Below are 17,793 nucleotides of genomic sequence, written 5' to 3' on the forward strand. Positions count from 1 at the left end.
TGTGTAAACTTCCCAATTAATAACTATATATAAAAAAGCTATGTATATTGTTTTGCTTATATATTTGTTTTTTAGATTGTATATTTCTGTTTGATATTTTTTTATAGCCTCCTGATAATTAAACTGTTTTTCAGTAGGTACTTTTATATTTAAATTATTAAGCAGTTTTTCTTCATTTATTTCTTCGCTGCTTAATATTTCTTTTTTTACTTCTTTTATTTTATTGTCAAAATTAGAATTAATATTGAACTGATGCCCGTCTTTATGCTTAGCTTCAATATTAATATCTTTCATCTTGTCTTTAACATTTCCAAAAATATAATAAAGAAACCTTAAAAATAAAATAAAAGCTAGAAACCCTGCCATTATTGAAATAAAAGTGTATAAATCCATTTTAATCCTTTTTTTAGCTTTCTAATATTTTTAGTATTCTCTCAAATCTTTTCTGTCTGTCAGCTAAACCATTGTAACCGCCGTTTATGAGTTTAGTTACCGTTTTCACATCTCCTAATTTAGCATATAATCCGCATTCCTTTTCTCTCCAAAAAAGTAATGCTATTTCTATTGCTGTGTTAGGTTCTTTTGCTAAATCCTGATTATTAACTAAATCAGCATGTATTTTTTTTGCCGTAGTAATTATAATTATTTTTTCCTGTAAGCTGAATAATTCCTCTTCCTCTGTATTTGTATCCTTCATCTTTAGCATTACCTAATCTTCCGCCGTAAACAAAATCGCCTATTGCTTTAGCTCCTTCATTACATAATCTTTTAGCATTTTCTAAAGTGCCTACTCTTTTTTTAAAAACTTCAAAAAGTCTTTTAGGGCTATAATTAAAACTCTCTTCAAGTCTTTTATAATCATTGCTTTCATGTGTAGTCTGTGCCAAGAACATTGCTTTTTCATTTGCGTCTGTGATGGCATATTTATTAAAAGCATTATTCAAAGGCTCTAGCCATTTTTCATCTATTCCGATTTTTAATATTTTTTCTTTATTTATCATATTATTGCTATGTTCGCCTCGCCTAAAAGTTCCGAGTAATTTTATTACTCGGAGGCTTCGGCTCACTTCCTCCTTTAACTTTGTTTTGGGTATTCTTGTTTTATTATGTCTATTTCTGTATTTATGGCATCAAGAATTGCTTTATCCTCATCAGATAAACTGTCTTTATTTTTATTTAAAAAGTTTCTCATTAATTCTATTACTTGCTTATCTGTTTTATTATTGTATTCTTTTTCACGTTCAGCATTCATAATTGTATTATATTCTTCTTTAGTAATTAAACTGTCATTTAGTTTTTCTTCTGCTGTTTTTTCTACTATTTCGTTGTTAACGATTTTTTGAGTTTTCTCTATTGTTTGAATAACATCATTGATTAAAACTTCATTTTCTTTTAATATTATTAATCCTTTTTCAATAGCTTCTTTATTTGAAAGTATTTTGTCATTAACAACACGATTTAAATTAAGTCCTTTATAGTAATAATCTTTTTTCTCTTCTATCCTATAATTAGATTTATAAATACTTTTCTCTTTTATCTTTTCTTTATCATCAATTTTTATCATCTCTACAATGACATTATTTTCATCAATCAATACATATTCTTTTTTGTTCATTGTTGTTATATTCGAACTCGCCAAATATATAATCGGTAATTTATTACCGATTAGGCTCGTTCTCATTTTCCTCCATTTATTGTTATATTTTCTATAATCTGATAATCAATACTCCAAGCTGTCAGTTGTTTTTGTGTAATAAAATGCAGGGTTTAATCCTTTTCTAAGTGTTTCAGGAGCAGTATTGTAATATAATTTTTTTTGTACTCAATATATGAACGAATTGGGAATTATATATATCATAAGTAGAACGAGGGGCTACAATTACAGTATTATTATTTGCCTCTAATATAGAGTACCATTCATATATAGCAACATATCAATTTCCCATTCATTACTATCTGTATTTAATATCTCATTTTTTTGAAATTGTTTTTCAAAAGCACGGTAATAAATAGGCTTTTTCCCACTATCAGCATTATAATAATAGGTCCCAGTCGGATGTTCCTCTCCGTCTGCTATTATGTCTAATTTATCAAGCCGTTCTGTTAAAGCCTCACCTAATTGCTGAACATTAGTAACTGCCGCAGTAGTAAGATCTACAGTAGAGTTTTTATCAGGTGTTAAATTAAGTGTAAATACATCATCAGTGTTTATTGTGCTTCCGTCCTGATATGCTATAACTAAATCAACCGCATTTTTATAAGAGGCATTTAGCATAAAATAGTATTTTACCGCTTTGCCCGTGCTTGATGTAATTTGAGTTGTATTTACATAGCTTCCAGTCGAAACTAAATTAAAATAGTCATTTAGAGTTGCTATAAAGCTGCATAACGATGTAGTAGCTGAAGAATCGGTACCTGTGCCTGTTAAAGTGCCAACTAATTTAACAAAACCATTATTATTTTGAAGATTTAAGTATGATAAATAATTAGTAGCAAAATTTTCTCCTGCTCCTACAAAATATGTATCAATAGAATGAAACTGCCTATTTTTTATAGTTAATGTAATATTATATGTACTACCTGTATCAAAATCAGTATTATCTGTTTTTGATATAAATATAATTTTATTTCCGTTTAAATCAATATTGTTACCTGCTGTTAGACTGCCTTGTTTGTCAGATTTTAATTTCTCTATTGCTTTTTGAACCGTATTTGTATTGTTTCCAAAGCCTGAATTAGTATCATCATAAAAAGTATTTGAAGCTTTATTTAAATAATTTATTTTTTGGAATTGTAATAATTCATCAAAAGTATAATTCTCAGAAGTAACTAAAACCAAATAACAAAAGTCATCTTTTAATATTATTTGATTTTTATAAACTTTTTTTATATTATCATTCCATTCTATGATTTCCTCAATAGGTTTTAATACATCATTTAAATTAGTAGCTTCTTCATAAGTAAAATCACTCTGTACAGTAAAGAAATTATTATTATATTCAACTAAATCATTTATTTTATATTCAGTATTTAATTCTATTTTTTTGAATGGTGTTATTAAATTACAATTATTTATTAAATAATAATCTGTATCATCGCTTGTAAAATCTTTAAAAACTCTATAAAGATAGCCGTTATATTTTATAATGTCATTGATTTTATAATCCGTATCCTCATAAAAATTTTTAATCGGAGCATTAACATCAATAACATTTAATTTCTTAGCAATCTCATCAAACATAAATGCTGAAAAAGTAGAGCTGTAAGTTGTGATTGTGTATTTAAAATTTTTATTTAAATCAGCAGACGGAAAGAAAATTATACTTTTGAAATTAATATCATTTTTTACTAAATATATTTCATTATCTTTAACATCTACGCTTTTTAAATTCTCTAATTGTTCAAGAAGTACAGGATATACTTTTATATCATCAATTAAAAACTCCATTTCTTCTAAAGCTCCATCAACAGCATATCCAATATCTGCACAGAATAACCTTTGTCCTTCAAAAATTTTTACTTGTACATTATTTTTATTAAGTTCAAGTTCTCCTTTAATTGTATCAAGTTCAAAAGTATTTTCACTTATTTTATATTTAAAAGGCGCTTGTATATTATTCTCATTTAACATATTATATTTTCCTTGTAAAATTATATTTGTACTTTTTTATGTTGCTTTTTCAAAAATAATGATTAAAAAAGTAAACTATAAGAGGTTTTGTTTTTTTATAAATGTATTATAATAGTATAAATGGTGTGTAATGATAAAAAAAGTTATTTTAATTATATTGTCTTCTATTATGTTGATATCATGTTATCAATCATCTAATGGTAAATATAATCCAATTGTATTACCTACTCCAGATCCTAATATAAATGGCGAGTATGTAAAATATGATCCTATGGATATTGTAATATATGCATTTGGAGAATATGATACATATAAAGAATATTTTGTCTCTTCTCATAAAATAACAGAATACAAATGGAAGAAAGAAGGTGAAAAATATTATCATAGAGTATTTAATGCAAATGAAGGATGGAGACAATTTAATTTAGTATATATAGATGCCAATACTATAATGATAGATGGTGTTAGATATATTAAAAAATAGATAGCTAGTTTTCCGTATATTCTGTGAAAAAACTGTAAACTATAGTAGGGGAGCTTGGCTCTTTTAAAACAACTTCTATACTTGCACTTCCATTTTTTGGAGTGAAATTATATAAATAGAAGTCTACTGATAAAGCACCAATTGATACAAATACATCTCTCATAAATATATTATTTTTATTAGGAGTGCTTATATTTATAGTATGTTTTGAGGTTACTCCTCCTGTTCTTCTATAAGATCCTGAATAAAATTGTCTGTATACCTGTTTATTATTATATTTATAAGGCATTTTGACAGCTTCATTTTTATTTTGAATATTAGATTCTGATAAGTTATTTCCGTCTCCTATTTTTTCATAAATATCTTTTATATAATTATTTATTTGTTCTATATATGACGGTACTCCTGTAGTTCTTTTAAACATTTCATTTAATACAGCACTTGTTATAGAAGTTGTTATATAGCGTCCGTTTATTATTCTAAATTTCTTACCAGCATAAGATGAATGCAGAAAATAAGTGCCTCTAAGCCCATCTTTATTGAACCAAAATACTTGATTCTCTTTAGGCATATACTTATCATTTCCAAGTTCGCCTATAACATTTTGCAGATCCATTATTTTTTGATTATTATCCGGATCTATTACAGCAAAATTACCGTCATTTAAAAATGATAATGATGTAGTTAAAAGTCCTGTACTTACAGCTACATATCCTGCATTAACAAAAGGTTCTGAAGCTGGTATTTCAAAATCTAAATTCTGAACTATCTGCAAAGCATTCTCATCAGTAAATGGATTATATGTATTTGAAAGTCCGAAATAATTTAATATAGTGCCTTTCTCACTTGATACTATTATATTGCTCATACGTTTTTTTATCTCCTAAATATTTGAACTTAATAATTGCTCTAAATTTTTTCTTCTCTCTTCCTGTTCATATAAATAATTAGTGAGTTTAACATTCATTTTTGCAAGTTCTAAATTTATATTTAAAGCATTATTATCAAATTTATAATCAATAGTGCGTACATTCATATTCACTATCCTTGAGCCTACATCAAAAAAGCATATAAATTTTTCATATAAAATATTTCCTCTCTCAGATGTTATTATTATATCTCTTTTATCATATCCCTTTACATCAAATACTCCAAATCCATTTATACAATACTTCCTTTGCAAATTATTTTTATCTTCTATTTGAAATACTGATGATATATTATTATTACCCTCTCCGTCAGAAAAGAATATTACTATCTTAGTTATATTATATGACTGATTGCAAATTTCTTTATAATATCTGTCTATATCAGTAAGTGCTACGGAATACTGCTGTTTGTAGCTTGGGTATTTTCTGTATTCTATTTCATTATCAATATCAATGATATCAGAAGAATAAAGTTCATTTAATCTGCTTTCGGTAATTGTAAACTCATTAAAATCTATTACCTGATAAAAATTATTAACAGGTTTTAGTATGCATTCTACACATTCATTTATATAAATATCCTGTTTCTTAGTATCAAGGCTTTTTATTTTTACAGTTTCTTTTTTTACTTGATTGGTTAAAAATTGATAAGCAAATTCATAAGCTAAGTCATAAGTTTCCAATTTGTAGCCTAATTCAAAAATATCAGTTTTTATTCCTATTTCTTTTTCTAATGGTATAGGCGGATATAATTCATCAGCTCCTACTATCTTTGGAAGAGTTCTGTATACTTCTTCTTCATTCCCTTCATCATCCGTAATTGTTTCTTTCATTTTTATAATATATCTGCTTACCAAATTGTCGGAGTCTACTTCATATTCGCTTTCTGCAAAATGATTGTTATGCCAATTTAATTTTTTATTTGGAACATCTAAAAATTCTTTAAAATAAAAATTGCTGTCAAAGTCTACTCCCCAGCACCAAGTACCGGATAAGTTTTCTTCTACTTCATCCAATATATCAGATATGTTTCTTCCGTTGAAAGACATTGTTATTTGCTTATTATTATTAAGATTAATATTTTTTAAATCAAATATTATCCCCATTTCTTTTATTTTTTCTTCTAGTGATAATACAATATCCAAAGCTCCCATTGTTGATTCTAATATTAAATTTCCCTGTATATATTGATGAAGAAGTTTTCCCCAAATAGGTATTATTGTTAAATTAAGTCCGGCATCATCTATACTCTCTACATATCCTGCAAATCTTTTTTGCCCATGAAGATAATATTCAACTTTATCATTAATATTAAAATAGTTTACCGGAATATTAAAACTTATGCTTCCGGTATCTCCTCCTCTTTTATTAACTTTAAACTCGTACGAAGAATAATTTTCTATATAGATATTGTCATTAATTTTTATATAACTTCCGCTTTCTTCAAAACTTATATATGGTGCTGGGGGAAGTTTGTATATTTTATCTCTAAGGAAATGATAAGGCATTATCATATTAAAATACCTCTTCTATATCTTATAGAAGCATTTAGACAAGTTTGATTGCTTTCTAAATAAAAAACATTGTTTCCTGGGTTTAATTTTGGCTGTATGCCTTTGTAATTATATGATACTCCGTCTATGGTTAAAGATTTTCCGTTAAAATCGATATTATATACTCCGTTTCTTAATTCGGCATGGCATTGTATTCCAAAATTTTGTCTGTTTGCAAATAAAAATTCAAGTACTCCTCCTACAACTAAAAACTCCAAATTAAAATTAATTGGAACAGGTACTAAGCTAAGAGATTTATAATTTATATCCTGTTTGGCATCCTCTGTTATTAATAATTTATATTCTTCCTCTCTTTGTCTTAAAAATGTTTTATCTAATGCTTCCAGAGAAATATCTACAACTCCCAAATTATTTATATATTTTATATTGTATCCGCCTACAGATTTTATAATATATTCTGATTCATAAATTTCATCATTAAATATGGTTCTTAAAAAATATCTTTTTATACTGCTTGATAAAATCATGCTTGTATATTTTGAATATTGTTCTTCTATTTTTACCCAAGTACCTAAATCATTTTTATATTCGTATATTGGAATTCCTATATTAAAAGATCGGCCTGATGATATATCGCCTATTCCTGTTTTGATACTGCTTTCAATAACTTTGTAATCTGTTTTTATATCGTCTGCCTTTATGTTTTGAGCCATATTGATAATGTCAAAAATTTCTTCTGTATATTTATCTCTTACTACTAATTTAAAATCAAAAGCCATAATAATACTCCTATATTATAAGCAAATAATATAAGAAATTATAATTATTATTGTCTTTGAATATTATCATAATTTAAAACTTTAATGACACACCCCGCCCTGCAGTATTTTTTGTTTAATAAAACAATAAAATCTATTTATACATTTTATTTTTATATAAAAAGCAAGCCCGCCCAAGTTTTAATTAGATTTTGAATTTCTATACCGCACGGTTAATAAATTTTTATATATAGTTATAGTTTTAATTATTAATTAATTTATATCTATAATTTTGTTAAACGTGCGGTATAATAAGTAATAATATAAAAAATACTAGGGCGGGTGTTAAAATTCTATTTAAGATGTAAGAAATAAAAAAATAAAAATTATGAATTTAAGTTAATAAAAATAAAGGGCGGGGTATGTTATTAGTGCTAAAAAATAAATAGGCAGCAACATATGAAATATTACTGCCTATTTTCTATTTAATTATTGATTTTCTTCTTTTTCATTTGACCAGTTTTCTCTAGGTTCTTCTTTATCCTGAGGAGGTTCTTTTCCTGTTTCAAGATATTCTATAGCAGCCTTTAATTGCTTGTCATATTTAAGATCATATATCTCTTTATAATTATCTAAATTACGTTCATTATATATTAAACGCTCAAGAAGATAATCACTAGGTACTATGTTTTGTTTTAAAAGCTCTTGCTTGAATGCAGGCAAAGCAGTAGCATCTGAACTTTCATTAGGATATTTTTTGGCGTATGCTGTTATTTGTCCTCCTTTTCTAAGCTCAGTTAATGCTGTTATATCTGTGCTGCTTAATTTAGGTTCTACTACTACAAAGTCAGGAGTTAATCCTTTACCATGAAGTCTTCTTCCATTAGGAGTGTAATAATGTGCTACTGTAAATTTGAAAGAAGTATTATCTCTGCTGTCCAATGGAAGTACATATTGAACGCTGAATTTACCGAATGTAGTTTCACCTAAAAGTTTAGCTCTTCCGCTGTCTTGTAATGCACCTGAAAGTATTTCTGATGCAGAAGCACTGTACTGATTAACTAAAACTATCATATCGCCTTCAAGCCATTCATCGCCTTTTTTGGAAGCATAATAATCCTGATTTTCATTTTTAGTTCTTCCTCTAGTATATACTATTTTTCCGTCTGTTAGGAACTCTTCTACTATATTTATTGCAGTATCAAGTCTTCCGCCAGGATTATTTCTTAAATCAAGTATAAGTTTTTTCATGCCTTGTTTTTTAAGATCTATTAATGCATTTTCTAAATCTTTAGCAGTATCATCTCCGAAAGTAGTTATTCTTATATATCCGATTGTGTTATCAACCATTTTGTATTTAACACTTTTTATTTCTATGATTGCTCTTGTAAGAGGATATTTAATAGGTTCAGCTACACCGTCTCTAACTATTGTTAAAGTTACTTTTGTGCCTTCTTTTCCTCTCATTATATTTGCAGCATTATCAACAGACATATCTTTTGTGCTTTTGCCGTCTATTTCTATAATAGTATCTCCGGATAATATTCCAGCTTTCTCACCCGGGCCGTCTTCTATAGGAGAAACTACCATTAATCCTTTATCAGCATTTTTAGATATTGAAAGTCCTACACCACCGTATCTTCCGGACATTTCAGTATTTAATGCGGTATTTAATTCTTCATCTAATAGAAATGTGAAAGGGTCATCAGTAGCTTCAAGCATTCCTTTAATGGCACCGTACATTAATTTTTTTGTTGTTACATTGTTTGTATCAACGAAGTTCTGCTGAAGTGTTGCAAAAACTTTTTGAAACAATCTGCTGTAATAGTAAAAATCATTATCTGACTGAGGGCTTCCCTGCTGAGCTATTGCAAGAGAAGGGCTTTTAAAATTAAAAAATGAAATTGCCACTACAAAAATTAAAAGAAATATCCATAAAAGTCTTTCTTTGTTTTTCATCATGTTTAAAATCCTTATGAATTAAAATGTATTTATAAAAATCTGTATTGATTACTGAAATATATAATATATAAGTTAATTATAACATAAATAGTAAAAAATTCATATATAAAAAACGATAAAAATACTATGATAACTTAATAGTTGTAAGTAGATTTTTATGTAAAAATGCTATATTATAAAGGATAATATATTCGGATTAAAAATTATGGATAAAAACAGCATAAAAATATTTTTTCTAAAAAAAGAAATAAGAAGATTAAAAAATAAAGCTGAAAATACGGACTTAAAGGAAATAAGAAGCGATTTAGTATTAGAGGCAAAAAAACATATAAAAAATATAGTAATCCGTTTTGATGATGCTTTAATTTCTGATAATATTGATGGTATGATAGATGAACTCAATAAAGAGATAAATTCTTTTAATGATGAGATGAATATCATAATGAAAAATAGTGCTAATATATCTTCATTAGTTTATATAATGGAGGATGTAAATGAAGAGGATTATTATAAGAGAAGAACATTTATAGAAAATATTAATGCTGAGGATAATGAGTATTTTAATAGATTTGCTGATAATAAATATATTAATGATGAGTTATTAGAGAGAATTATTTTATTAGATGAGAAAATAGAAGAAGCATATGCAAATAATAATAAAGAAAATATAAAGAATTTATTTAAAGAAAGAGCAGAAATATACAATCAATTATCAATGCAAAGCTATGCAGTAGAAGACTGTAATAAGGCTATAGAAATTGATGTGAATGATATAAACTTAAAACTTTTGAAACTAGATATTTTGAAGAAAGATAATAAAGTAAATGCTGATGATATAATAAAATGCTATGATGATATAATTAATTTGGATAAGAACAATTTAGAAAGCTATTATAAAAAGATAGAATATTTACAGAGTTTAGTCGGAAGACAAAAAGAAATTATTAATTGCTGTAATGAAATATTAAATATTAATTCTAATATAATATAAAAGCTCTATGCATTATTGCTGATGAGTACAGAAAACAGGCGGATAAAACTTCAAATAAAAATGATTTATAAAAAGGCATTGGAATATTATAATAAAGTAAAAAGTTTAGATGAAAATTATAATAATATTCAATATTATGAAGAATACTGCTTAAATAAAATAAATCACGATGATAACCTACAAAAAGAAATAAAATATTATTATGATAAAACAGAGGCATTTTTTGAGATTGGAAAGTATCAGAGGCTTTGAATTGTGCTGATAAAGCTGTTTCATTAGATGATAAATATTATAAGTCATATTATCTTAAAGGCTGTTTATAAAAAAAAATGAATAAATATGATGAAGCTATAGTATGTTTTGATAAAGCAATAGAAATTAATGATAAATATACCAACTCTTATTATAATAAAGCTTTAATTTTATTTGAACTTAAAAAATATAATGAATCAATAGAAGTGATTAATATGCATTTAAAAATTGATGATAAAAACAGTAATTCTTATTATTATAAAGGACTTTCTTTGTTTGAATTAAAAAATATGATGAAGCATTAAAGAGTTTTAAAAGCACAAATAATTTTTATAAATATGATATGTATTATTTTATGGGAGAGATTTATGAGATAAAAAATAACTATTAAAGAAGCTATTAAATATTATGAAAAAGCTTTAAAAAATTATAAAGAAAAAAATAATTCAAGAGATTATTATATAATGGGTATGATATTATATAAATTATCCGAGTTTGATAAGGCCATAGATAATTTTAATAAAGCATTATCATTCATATTTGAAGATAATAAAAATACTGAAGATATTTTGAATTACTGCAATAATATTTTAAAACTTGAAAAGAATAATAAAGTTTTTTACGCTTATAAAATAATAGCTTTGATTTTGTTAAACGGATATGATGAAGCATTATCATTATATAACAATATATCAAAAAACAATAAATCTTTAAGCAAAGATAAACTTTATCAAAAAGCTTTAAATATATTAGAAAAAAATGAAATAGATTTTAATGATGAAGATAATGAATATATAAATAATGATATAGAAAGCCTTAGAGCAGAAATAAATTTATTAAAGAGCAAAGAAGAATACGATTCAGTTATAAAAATTTATGATAAGATAATAAAGTTAAACCCAAATAAATATAGAAAATTATAGAGAAAAAATAGAGTTCTTAGAATATTTAGCTAATAAATTATTAATGTCAGAGAAAAATATTATGATTTAGTCATAGAATGTTATGACAAGTTAATAAGGTTAAACCCTTTAGAAGCATATAAAGGTAAAGCTGATATATACAGAATATTAGGTATTGAATATTATAATGATAGAGAACAATATTATAAATTAGCTATAAAATATTATGACAAGGCTATAGAGTTAAAGCCTAGCAGTAAGCTTTATAGTTATAAGAGTTATGTTTTAAATCTACTAAACATGCGATCTGAATCTGATGAGTGCAATAGAAAAGCTGAGGAGTTAAAGAAGTTAGGAGAATAATTTTTTAGTGTATATTTATTTTTTGGCTGCTCTTTATTCTGGGGTTGCTTTCTAGTATTAGATATCTTTTTCTTCGTTCTTTTTTGTTTCGTCAACGCTGCAGGCGGACTTCCTCAAGAACCAAAAAATCCGACTTACTTTTTTGTTAAAAAAGTAAGTCAAAAATATAACTTGTATTTTAATCAATATCTAGTATTATAAAAATATTCATTATTTTATTAAGAGGTTTTTATGCCGAAAGTTTCTGTTATGCTTCCTATATACAATGTTGAAAAATATTTGCCTAAATGTATAGAGAGTGTTATTGCTCAAACATTAAAAGATATAGAAATAATATGCATTAATGACTGCTCTAATGATAATTCAGAGAATATAATCAGAGAATATATGAAGAAAGACGATAGAATAAAAATTATACATAATGAAAAAAATATCGGAGTTGGATTTTCAAGAAATATCGGTGTTGATTGCAGTAATGGAGAATATATTTCTTTTATAGATTCTGATGATTTTATAGAAAATGATTATTTAGAGAATCTATATAGTACAGCAATAAAGTACGATGCAGATATAGTTTTTACTAACAATATATATACAGTTAATGAAGTTAAAGGATATATAAAGCTTTATTATCATAATAGATTGGAAAAATGGAAAAAAGATTTTAAAGATAAATGTTTTGAAGGAAAAAGTAATTTCAATGTAAGTACAACAGAAAAAGAAAATACACCTGAATATCCGCTTGTCGCTGTTTGGAATAAATTATACAAAAAATCATTTATTTTAAATAATGATTTGAAATTTCAAAATTATATTGTCTCTGAAGATAGTGAATTTTTTTATAAATATTTAGTGTATAATCCAAATATGTATTATAATAACAAAGCTAAGTATTATTATGTTCAAAGAAAATCATCAGCTGTGCATTCTATAGAAAAAGATGAAAAAACAGTATCAGATGCTTTATCTGTATTTAGAAATATATTTAACTTTTATAAAGAAAAAAAAATTAATCTATTAAAAGAATCTAGTTTTTATAATTTTAATTCTTTTTTATTTGTATTTAATAATTATAAAGCAGATAATAAAAATGAATTCTATAAAAAATGCCACGAGTTGATGAAGGAACTTGATGTTGAAATAGACAGAGAAAAGCATGCATTCATGGCTTATTCATGCTATATAATGAAAACTTATGATGATTATAATATTTATGGAGAAAAGATTGAATCTATAAAGAAGAAAGTGTTTGATATTGCTTGGTGGATACCTTCTATCAATTTGAGAGAGAAATATAAAAAAATAAATCTCGATAAACTCGCAAATAAAAATTGGAATAATTAGATTGAAATGTATATTTAATCTGATTATTAATTGAAATCAAAGCTTTTATCTATTAAAAAAAATTATAATATAATTTACAAAGATATAAAATTAATATACTATTATATATAAAATAAATTATAGGACAAATATTCTATGGAAGATTTAGAACAAAAACAAAAGAAAGATTATTTATTAATTAAATTATTTATAGGTATAGTTATTGGTATTGTATTAGGTACATATTCAAGTTCTGCTGTAATTAATGTAATACAGTCTATAAAATATGTTCTTAATCAGGTAATATCTTTTATGGTTCCTTTGATAGTGCTTGGATTTATTGCACCTGCCATAACTAGAATGGGAAGTAAAGCAAATAAAATGCTTGGCGTAATGCTTATACTTGCTTATGTATCATCAGTTGGAGCTGCTTTATTTTCAATGACTGCAGGATATATAATAATACCTAATTTGAATATACCTTCTGCTGTTGAAGGCGGAAAAGAATTACCTGAGATTATATTTAAATTAGATATTAATCCGGTGTTTCCTGTTATAACAGCATTATTTTTGGCTATATGCGGAGGTGTTGCTGTTGTAAAGACAAAGTCAAAATATTTTGAAGGTTTATTGGATGAGCTTAATAATATAATTTTATTTTTAGTAAATAAAGTAGTAGTTCCTATACTTCCTTTTTATATTGGAAGCACATTTGCAACTTTAGCTTATGAAGGCACTATAATAAAAAGTGTTCCTGTATTTATAATAGTTATATTAATAGCAATAGTAGGACATTTTATATGGCTTACTGTATTATATTCAATAGCAGGTATAATATCTAAAAAGAATCCTGCAAGAGTGTTTAAGCATTACGGACCTGCTTATCTTACAGCTGTAGGTACTATGTCATCAGCAGCTACTTTGCCTGTGGCATTAAAATGTGCAAGCAAATCGGATGCATTGGATAAAGACATTGTTAACTTTGCAATACCTATGGGTTCTACAATACATTTATGCGGTTCAGTATTAACAGAAACATTTTTTGTTATGACTATATCAAAAATATTATATGGTTCTTTGCCCGGTATTGGTACTATGATTTTGTTTGTTATACTTCTTGGTATATTTGCGGTAGGAGCTCCGGGAGTACCTGGAGGAACTGTAGTTGCTTCTTTGGGTATTATAATTTCTGTATTGGGATTTAATGATGATGGTACGGCATTGATACTTGCTATATTTGCTTTGCAGGATAGTTTTGGTACCGCATGCAATGTTACAGGAGACGGTGCTTTAGCTTTAATGCTTCAAGGAATATTCAAAAAAGAAATCTAATCTTTATTTATTAAAATATTAATAAAAGGCTTGGTATTAATTTACTGAGCCTTTTTTATTTTTCAAGAACTTATAATCACTTATATTTTTTGCTATAGGTATAGAGATAATAAATAATCTCTGATTTTTTAGAACATTAAATAATTATAAGTATTAAATTGTACATAATTGAAATTCTGTAAATGACAAAACTTATTATTTGGTCTGTTTATCTTTTATGTTTTTAACAATGCAGTTAGATCATTTGCGTTTTTTGCGAAGCGTATCTGAAAGATAAAAACTTTGGCGTGTGCGTCAAAAAAGTTGATAAAATATTTATATAGGAGCTAGTATGCTAAAGAAAAAATATAAAATTTTAGGTGATAGTTTCAAGCAGTATATACCGCTTTCAAAAAATACTTTTGCTGAAACTAAAACTAATAAGATTACAGAAAAAAATATTGATGAGCTAACAAAATCATTTGAAAAAAAGAGCATAGAAATATTTGTCTATAAGGGACATAAAGAAGATGAGGAAAGAGAAGCTATTGGAAAAGTTTTAAGTTTAGAAAAAGACAAAGAGGCTGTTGGACTTTATGCTGTTATAGAATGGTTTGATGATAGCATAACAGAGAAAAAATCTTTTTATCCTTCTATTGAGATGATTGGAAAAAAAATCTTATGAAGATGAAAATTTTATTTACTGGGAGAATTGCAAAATTAAAGCAGTTGCTGCAGTGGAATATCCTGCAAGCCGTAATGTCGATTTGCTTTGTGCTAGTGCAATTATCAGTAATGAAGAAAATATTAATGGAGAGTATATGCAAAAATTAAAAACAGTATTAGAAAAGTTAATTAGCGAAGAAAAAGAAATAGAAAAGCAAGCAAGAGATGAGTTTGTTTATTTGTTTAGAAATGATGAAGAGATTCAGAATATTATTATTGACATTGTAGTAAATAAATTAAAAGAAGATAATTTAAAAGAGAATAAAAGTAATTCAGATAAACAAAATTTAAATAATGCAAATAATGGAAATAAAGAATTAAATCTTTCAGCTATAACTTACGGAGATTGGTGCAATGAATATGCAGAGAGTCAGAATGCAGTAAGATGTTCTTCAAAATCAGAAAGCTCCACATTTATAAAGGCAAGAAAACTTTTCAAAGCTGGATTAAGCAAAGAAGAAATAATGTCAATAGTGAGAAATGATTTAGTACCTATCGGAGTAGGAGGCGGAGAGAAAATCAACTTATCAGCATTAAGCGAAGAAAACAAATACAGCGAGATAGCAAAACTATTTAAATGATAATTATAAAATTATATTCATTGAAAAACTATTGATATTGACTATACGAATTCGTTTTTTGCTTCTTATTTGTTGGCTAGTTTTTGTTTACTACAAATGAAATTTAAAAGCTAATCTAATTATGAAGTAAATTTATTATAAATAGTATTTGTTCAACTTTTTCCCGCCGCAAAAAGTTGCAAAAAGTGCAAGTATAAAATTGATATATTATAAAGTTTTTCAAATATTAAAATTATAATAAGTTTAACGGAGTTTGAATGGCACAAGGTTCTATAATAAAAGCTGGTATTCATAGCGATGAAGCTAATTTACCAAAAAGAGGATTTCCTGTATCAATAAAAGATGATAATGGGAAAGGAGTTTTTTCACTTTATAGTGAAGGTTCAGTGTTTGTTGGAGTTGCTTTGGAAGATGCATTCTCTTATAAAGAATTTGGATTAAAGCCAAATACAATATCAGTTTGCTATGAAGGAATAGTGAATGCAGTTGTAGCTGAAAGTGTTATAGCTGGTGATATTGTAACAGCATCAGATAAGGGATTCAAAAAATCATTAGACGTACATGGAGTAGGAATAGTTATAAGAGGCGGAAGCAATTATGCAGAGATACTTTTAAAAAGTGTATAATATTAATTTCTTATAACTTATTAAATATAGTTTTTTATTTATTATATATCTAAACAACTATATTTTATTAATTTTTTATTGTTTTTTCCCGCAGCACGCCTGCCGACACCATAGGTGGACTTCGTCGGCACACTTCGCGAGGCGGACAGCATCAAAGAACCAAAAAGTGCAAATATAAAATTATAATTTATTATATTAAGTATTTTATATTCATAGCTAATTATTATTTTTATATAAAAATAAGTCTTTTTGTTTCTTGCTGTATGTGGGATGTGCCTGCGGCGTGTATAATCAAAATTTAATTTATAAAGGATTCAAATATGAGCATACCTAATTTACAAAATATACAAAATAAACTTTTTCCAATAATCAATAAAGAAATGCCTAGATATATGGGGCAGACTAATTTTGTGAGTAAATATATACCTGAAATTTTTGTCGGTGTTTCTCAAGGAGCTATTGGAGGAGATTTAGATAATACAGCTTTCAATCTCAAAAATATGTATGGAGGTACTTCATTAGGAGATTTAAATATTTTCAATGAGTATCCTAAACATGAGGCCAGAGTTTTTAAAATGGAGCCTGAAGAATATTATATTGGAATAGATATTAACAGAATAGAAGAAATAAATGAGCTTTATGCAAGAGATGAGAAAAAAGCAGGAGAAGAAATTTTAAATTATATTGCACAAAAACTTGTATCAAGACTTGGACTTTTAAGAGAAAGAAATTTAGCTGCAAAAGTTACAGATGCGGAACTTTACGGAAGTACAAACACTGTTGATTTAACTGCTAAACCAATAAGCACTTGGACAGAGGCTGATATTGATAATTTCTTTTCTTCATTTATAGATTTAGCAAAATATTTGAATTATGCTGTAGGCGGAAATTTATTTAATGATAAGATGGAGCTTCAGGATAATGGACAGAAACTTTATATAGTTATTCCAATAGATGTATATATAAAACTTCAAGGCTTATTCAGATTATTTTCTAATTATATATCAATGATAGGAAATGATGCTAATGGAAAATATAAAGCATTCAGACCAGATATTTTTAATGCAGTAACAAGCGGAATTACTGTTGTAGGAACTGCATTCAGAGTTGCTGATGATCATGAAGTTGATCAAAAGTATCAATTAGAAAATCTCACAGATATATGGACAGGCTCATCAATTTATATGTTTACAACTTCATCTAATGTTTTGGATATGGCTTCAATAAAAGAGGTAGTATATTTAAATCATGATATAAGAGAGGTTGATATATTAGGCAATAATTTGTGGAGAACAAGAACAAAGAGATGCACAGTAGCTTCTAACCCTTACGGCTTCTGTAAAATAGATTTGAGCTTGTCTTAATTTAAATCAAGTATATATACCTAAACGACTATGTTTTGTTAATTTTAGTTTTTTCAATTTTATTGTTTGTGGTGGC

17 protein-coding genes and 2 pseudogenes are annotated in these 17,793 nt (G+C 26.4%); 11 read left to right on the forward strand and 8 right to left on the reverse strand.

Annotation, left to right across the window (positions count from 1 at the left end):
* The 4 genes and pseudogenes from T324_RS0104125 to T324_RS16710 form a co-directional block, all read right to left on the reverse strand.
* Nucleotides 1-393: pseudogene (locus T324_RS0104125) on the reverse strand (hypothetical protein); the annotation flags it as partial.
* A 13-nt stretch (nt 394-406) separates the two neighbouring features.
* Nucleotides 407-1,001 (reverse strand): annotated as a pseudogene (locus T324_RS16705) (glycoside hydrolase family 19 protein).
* 74 nt (nt 1,002-1,075) lie between these two features.
* Nucleotides 1,076-1,615 carry a hypothetical protein gene (locus tag T324_RS0104135; RefSeq protein WP_028329093.1) on the reverse strand — a complete coding sequence of 180 codons (540 nt, stop codon included), beginning with the start codon at nt 1,613-1,615 and terminating at the stop codon, nt 1,076-1,078.
* Between the two features lie 285 nt (nt 1,616-1,900).
* Nucleotides 1,901-3,631, reverse strand: coding sequence for a hypothetical protein (locus tag T324_RS16710; RefSeq protein ID WP_051436788.1), 1,731 nt, complete (start codon nt 3,629-3,631; stop codon nt 1,901-1,903).
* Between the two features lie 130 nt (nt 3,632-3,761).
* Between T324_RS16710 and T324_RS0104145 the strand changes: the two genes are divergently transcribed.
* Complete coding sequence (locus T324_RS0104145) at nt 3,762-4,115, forward strand: hypothetical protein (RefSeq protein WP_028329094.1); 354 nt, start codon at nt 3,762-3,764, stop codon at nt 4,113-4,115.
* Nucleotides 4,116-4,119: 4 nt separating this feature from the next.
* Here T324_RS0104145 and T324_RS18395 read toward each other — a convergent pair whose 3' ends face one another.
* The 4 genes from T324_RS18395 to T324_RS0104165 all read right to left on the reverse strand — a co-directional run bounded on the left by T324_RS18395 (nt 4,120) and on the right by T324_RS0104165 (nt 9,278).
* Nucleotides 4,120-4,971: a phage tail protein gene (locus T324_RS18395; protein WP_245580625.1), complete on the reverse strand. Its 852-nt coding sequence runs from the start codon at nt 4,969-4,971 to the stop codon at nt 4,120-4,122.
* A gap of 27 nt (nt 4,972-4,998) precedes the next feature.
* Nucleotides 4,999-6,558, reverse strand: coding sequence for a hypothetical protein (locus T324_RS0104155; protein WP_028329095.1), 1,560 nt, complete (start codon nt 6,556-6,558; stop codon nt 4,999-5,001).
* Nucleotides 6,555-7,337 (reverse strand): hypothetical protein, encoded by a 783-nt coding sequence (locus T324_RS0104160; RefSeq protein WP_028329096.1) that lies wholly within the window; start codon nt 7,335-7,337, stop codon nt 6,555-6,557. The genes T324_RS0104155 and T324_RS0104160 overlap by 4 nt, the downstream gene beginning before the upstream one ends.
* A gap of 468 nt (nt 7,338-7,805) precedes the next feature.
* On the reverse strand, nt 7,806-9,278 hold the full coding sequence (locus tag T324_RS0104165) for a S41 family peptidase (RefSeq protein WP_028329097.1): 1,473 nt from the start codon (nt 9,276-9,278) through the stop codon (nt 7,806-7,808).
* A gap of 205 nt (nt 9,279-9,483) precedes the next feature.
* On the opposite strand from T324_RS0104165, the gene T324_RS0104170 reads away from it, so the two are divergent.
* From T324_RS0104170 to T324_RS0104210, 10 genes are all read left to right on the forward strand, one after another.
* On the forward strand, nt 9,484-10,269 hold the full coding sequence (locus tag T324_RS0104170; RefSeq protein ID WP_028329098.1) for a hypothetical protein: 786 nt from the start codon (nt 9,484-9,486) through the stop codon (nt 10,267-10,269).
* Nucleotides 10,270-10,290: 21 nt separating this feature from the next.
* Complete coding sequence (locus T324_RS0104175; protein WP_156920146.1) at nt 10,291-10,521, forward strand: hypothetical protein; 231 nt, start codon at nt 10,291-10,293, stop codon at nt 10,519-10,521.
* A gap of 77 nt (nt 10,522-10,598) precedes the next feature.
* Nucleotides 10,599-10,826: a tetratricopeptide repeat protein gene (locus tag T324_RS0104180; RefSeq protein WP_028329100.1), complete on the forward strand. Its 228-nt coding sequence runs from the start codon at nt 10,599-10,601 to the stop codon at nt 10,824-10,826.
* Between the two features lie 159 nt (nt 10,827-10,985).
* Nucleotides 10,986-11,444, forward strand: a complete 459-nt coding sequence (locus T324_RS0104185; protein ID WP_028329101.1) for a hypothetical protein — start codon at nt 10,986-10,988, stop codon at nt 11,442-11,444.
* A 573-nt stretch (nt 11,445-12,017) separates the two neighbouring features.
* Complete coding sequence (locus T324_RS0104190; protein ID WP_028329102.1) at nt 12,018-13,130, forward strand: glycosyltransferase family 2 protein; 1,113 nt, start codon at nt 12,018-12,020, stop codon at nt 13,128-13,130.
* 135 nt (nt 13,131-13,265) lie between these two features.
* A complete protein-coding gene (locus T324_RS0104195; protein WP_028329103.1) occupies nt 13,266-14,441 on the forward strand; it encodes a dicarboxylate/amino acid:cation symporter in 1,176 nt (391 codons plus the stop codon).
* 331 nt (nt 14,442-14,772) lie between these two features.
* Complete coding sequence (locus tag T324_RS18400) at nt 14,773-15,105, forward strand: hypothetical protein (RefSeq protein WP_245580623.1); 333 nt, start codon at nt 14,773-14,775, stop codon at nt 15,103-15,105.
* Nucleotides 15,086-15,727: a hypothetical protein gene (locus T324_RS16720; protein WP_245580624.1), complete on the forward strand. Its 642-nt coding sequence runs from the start codon at nt 15,086-15,088 to the stop codon at nt 15,725-15,727. Before T324_RS18400 ends, T324_RS16720 begins: the two co-directional genes overlap by 20 nt.
* 257 nt (nt 15,728-15,984) lie before the next feature.
* Nucleotides 15,985-16,353, forward strand: a complete 369-nt coding sequence (locus tag T324_RS0104205; protein ID WP_028329104.1) for a hypothetical protein — start codon at nt 15,985-15,987, stop codon at nt 16,351-16,353.
* A gap of 320 nt (nt 16,354-16,673) precedes the next feature.
* On the forward strand, nt 16,674-17,717 hold the full coding sequence (locus T324_RS0104210) for a hypothetical protein (protein ID WP_014486618.1): 1,044 nt from the start codon (nt 16,674-16,676) through the stop codon (nt 17,715-17,717).
* Nucleotides 17,718-17,793: the final 76 nt, after the last annotated feature.

Origin of the sequence: Brachyspira alvinipulli ATCC 51933 (assembly GCF_000518245.1) — a bacterium.
GTDB lineage: Bacteria > Spirochaetota > Brachyspiria > Brachyspirales > Brachyspiraceae > Brachyspira > Brachyspira alvinipulli.

What these genes read in the sequence shown, in the direction of transcription:
- T324_RS16710 (WP_051436788.1), bottom strand. Translation starts at nt 3,631, where the DNA reads ATGTTAAATGAGAATAATATACAAGCGCCTTTTAAATATAAAATAAGT.
- T324_RS0104190 (WP_028329102.1), top strand. Translation starts at nt 12,018, where the DNA reads ATGCCGAAAGTTTCTGTTATGCTTCCTATATACAATGTTGAAAAATAT.
- T324_RS0104195 (WP_028329103.1), top strand. Translation starts at nt 13,266, where the DNA reads ATGGAAGATTTAGAACAAAAACAAAAGAAAGATTATTTATTAATTAAA.
- T324_RS0104145 (WP_028329094.1), top strand. Translation starts at nt 3,762, where the DNA reads ATGATAAAAAAAGTTATTTTAATTATATTGTCTTCTATTATGTTGATA.
- T324_RS18400 (WP_245580623.1), top strand. Translation starts at nt 14,773, where the DNA reads ATGCTAAAGAAAAAATATAAAATTTTAGGTGATAGTTTCAAGCAGTAT.
- T324_RS0104170 (WP_028329098.1), top strand. Translation starts at nt 9,484, where the DNA reads ATGGATAAAAACAGCATAAAAATATTTTTTCTAAAAAAAGAAATAAGA.
- T324_RS0104205 (WP_028329104.1), top strand. Translation starts at nt 15,985, where the DNA reads ATGGCACAAGGTTCTATAATAAAAGCTGGTATTCATAGCGATGAAGCT.
- T324_RS0104210 (WP_014486618.1), top strand. Translation starts at nt 16,674, where the DNA reads ATGAGCATACCTAATTTACAAAATATACAAAATAAACTTTTTCCAATA.
- T324_RS0104185 (WP_028329101.1), top strand. Translation starts at nt 10,986, where the DNA reads ATGGGTATGATATTATATAAATTATCCGAGTTTGATAAGGCCATAGAT.
- T324_RS0104175 (WP_156920146.1), top strand. Translation starts at nt 10,291, where the DNA reads ATGAGTACAGAAAACAGGCGGATAAAACTTCAAATAAAAATGATTTAT.
- T324_RS0104155 (WP_028329095.1), bottom strand. Translation starts at nt 6,558, where the DNA reads ATGATAATGCCTTATCATTTCCTTAGAGATAAAATATACAAACTTCCC.
- T324_RS0104135 (WP_028329093.1), bottom strand. Translation starts at nt 1,615, where the DNA reads ATGAACAAAAAAGAATATGTATTGATTGATGAAAATAATGTCATTGTA.
- T324_RS0104165 (WP_028329097.1), bottom strand. Translation starts at nt 9,278, where the DNA reads ATGATGAAAAACAAAGAAAGACTTTTATGGATATTTCTTTTAATTTTT.
- T324_RS0104180 (WP_028329100.1), top strand. Translation starts at nt 10,599, where the DNA reads ATGAATAAATATGATGAAGCTATAGTATGTTTTGATAAAGCAATAGAA.
- T324_RS0104160 (WP_028329096.1), bottom strand. Translation starts at nt 7,337, where the DNA reads ATGGCTTTTGATTTTAAATTAGTAGTAAGAGATAAATATACAGAAGAA.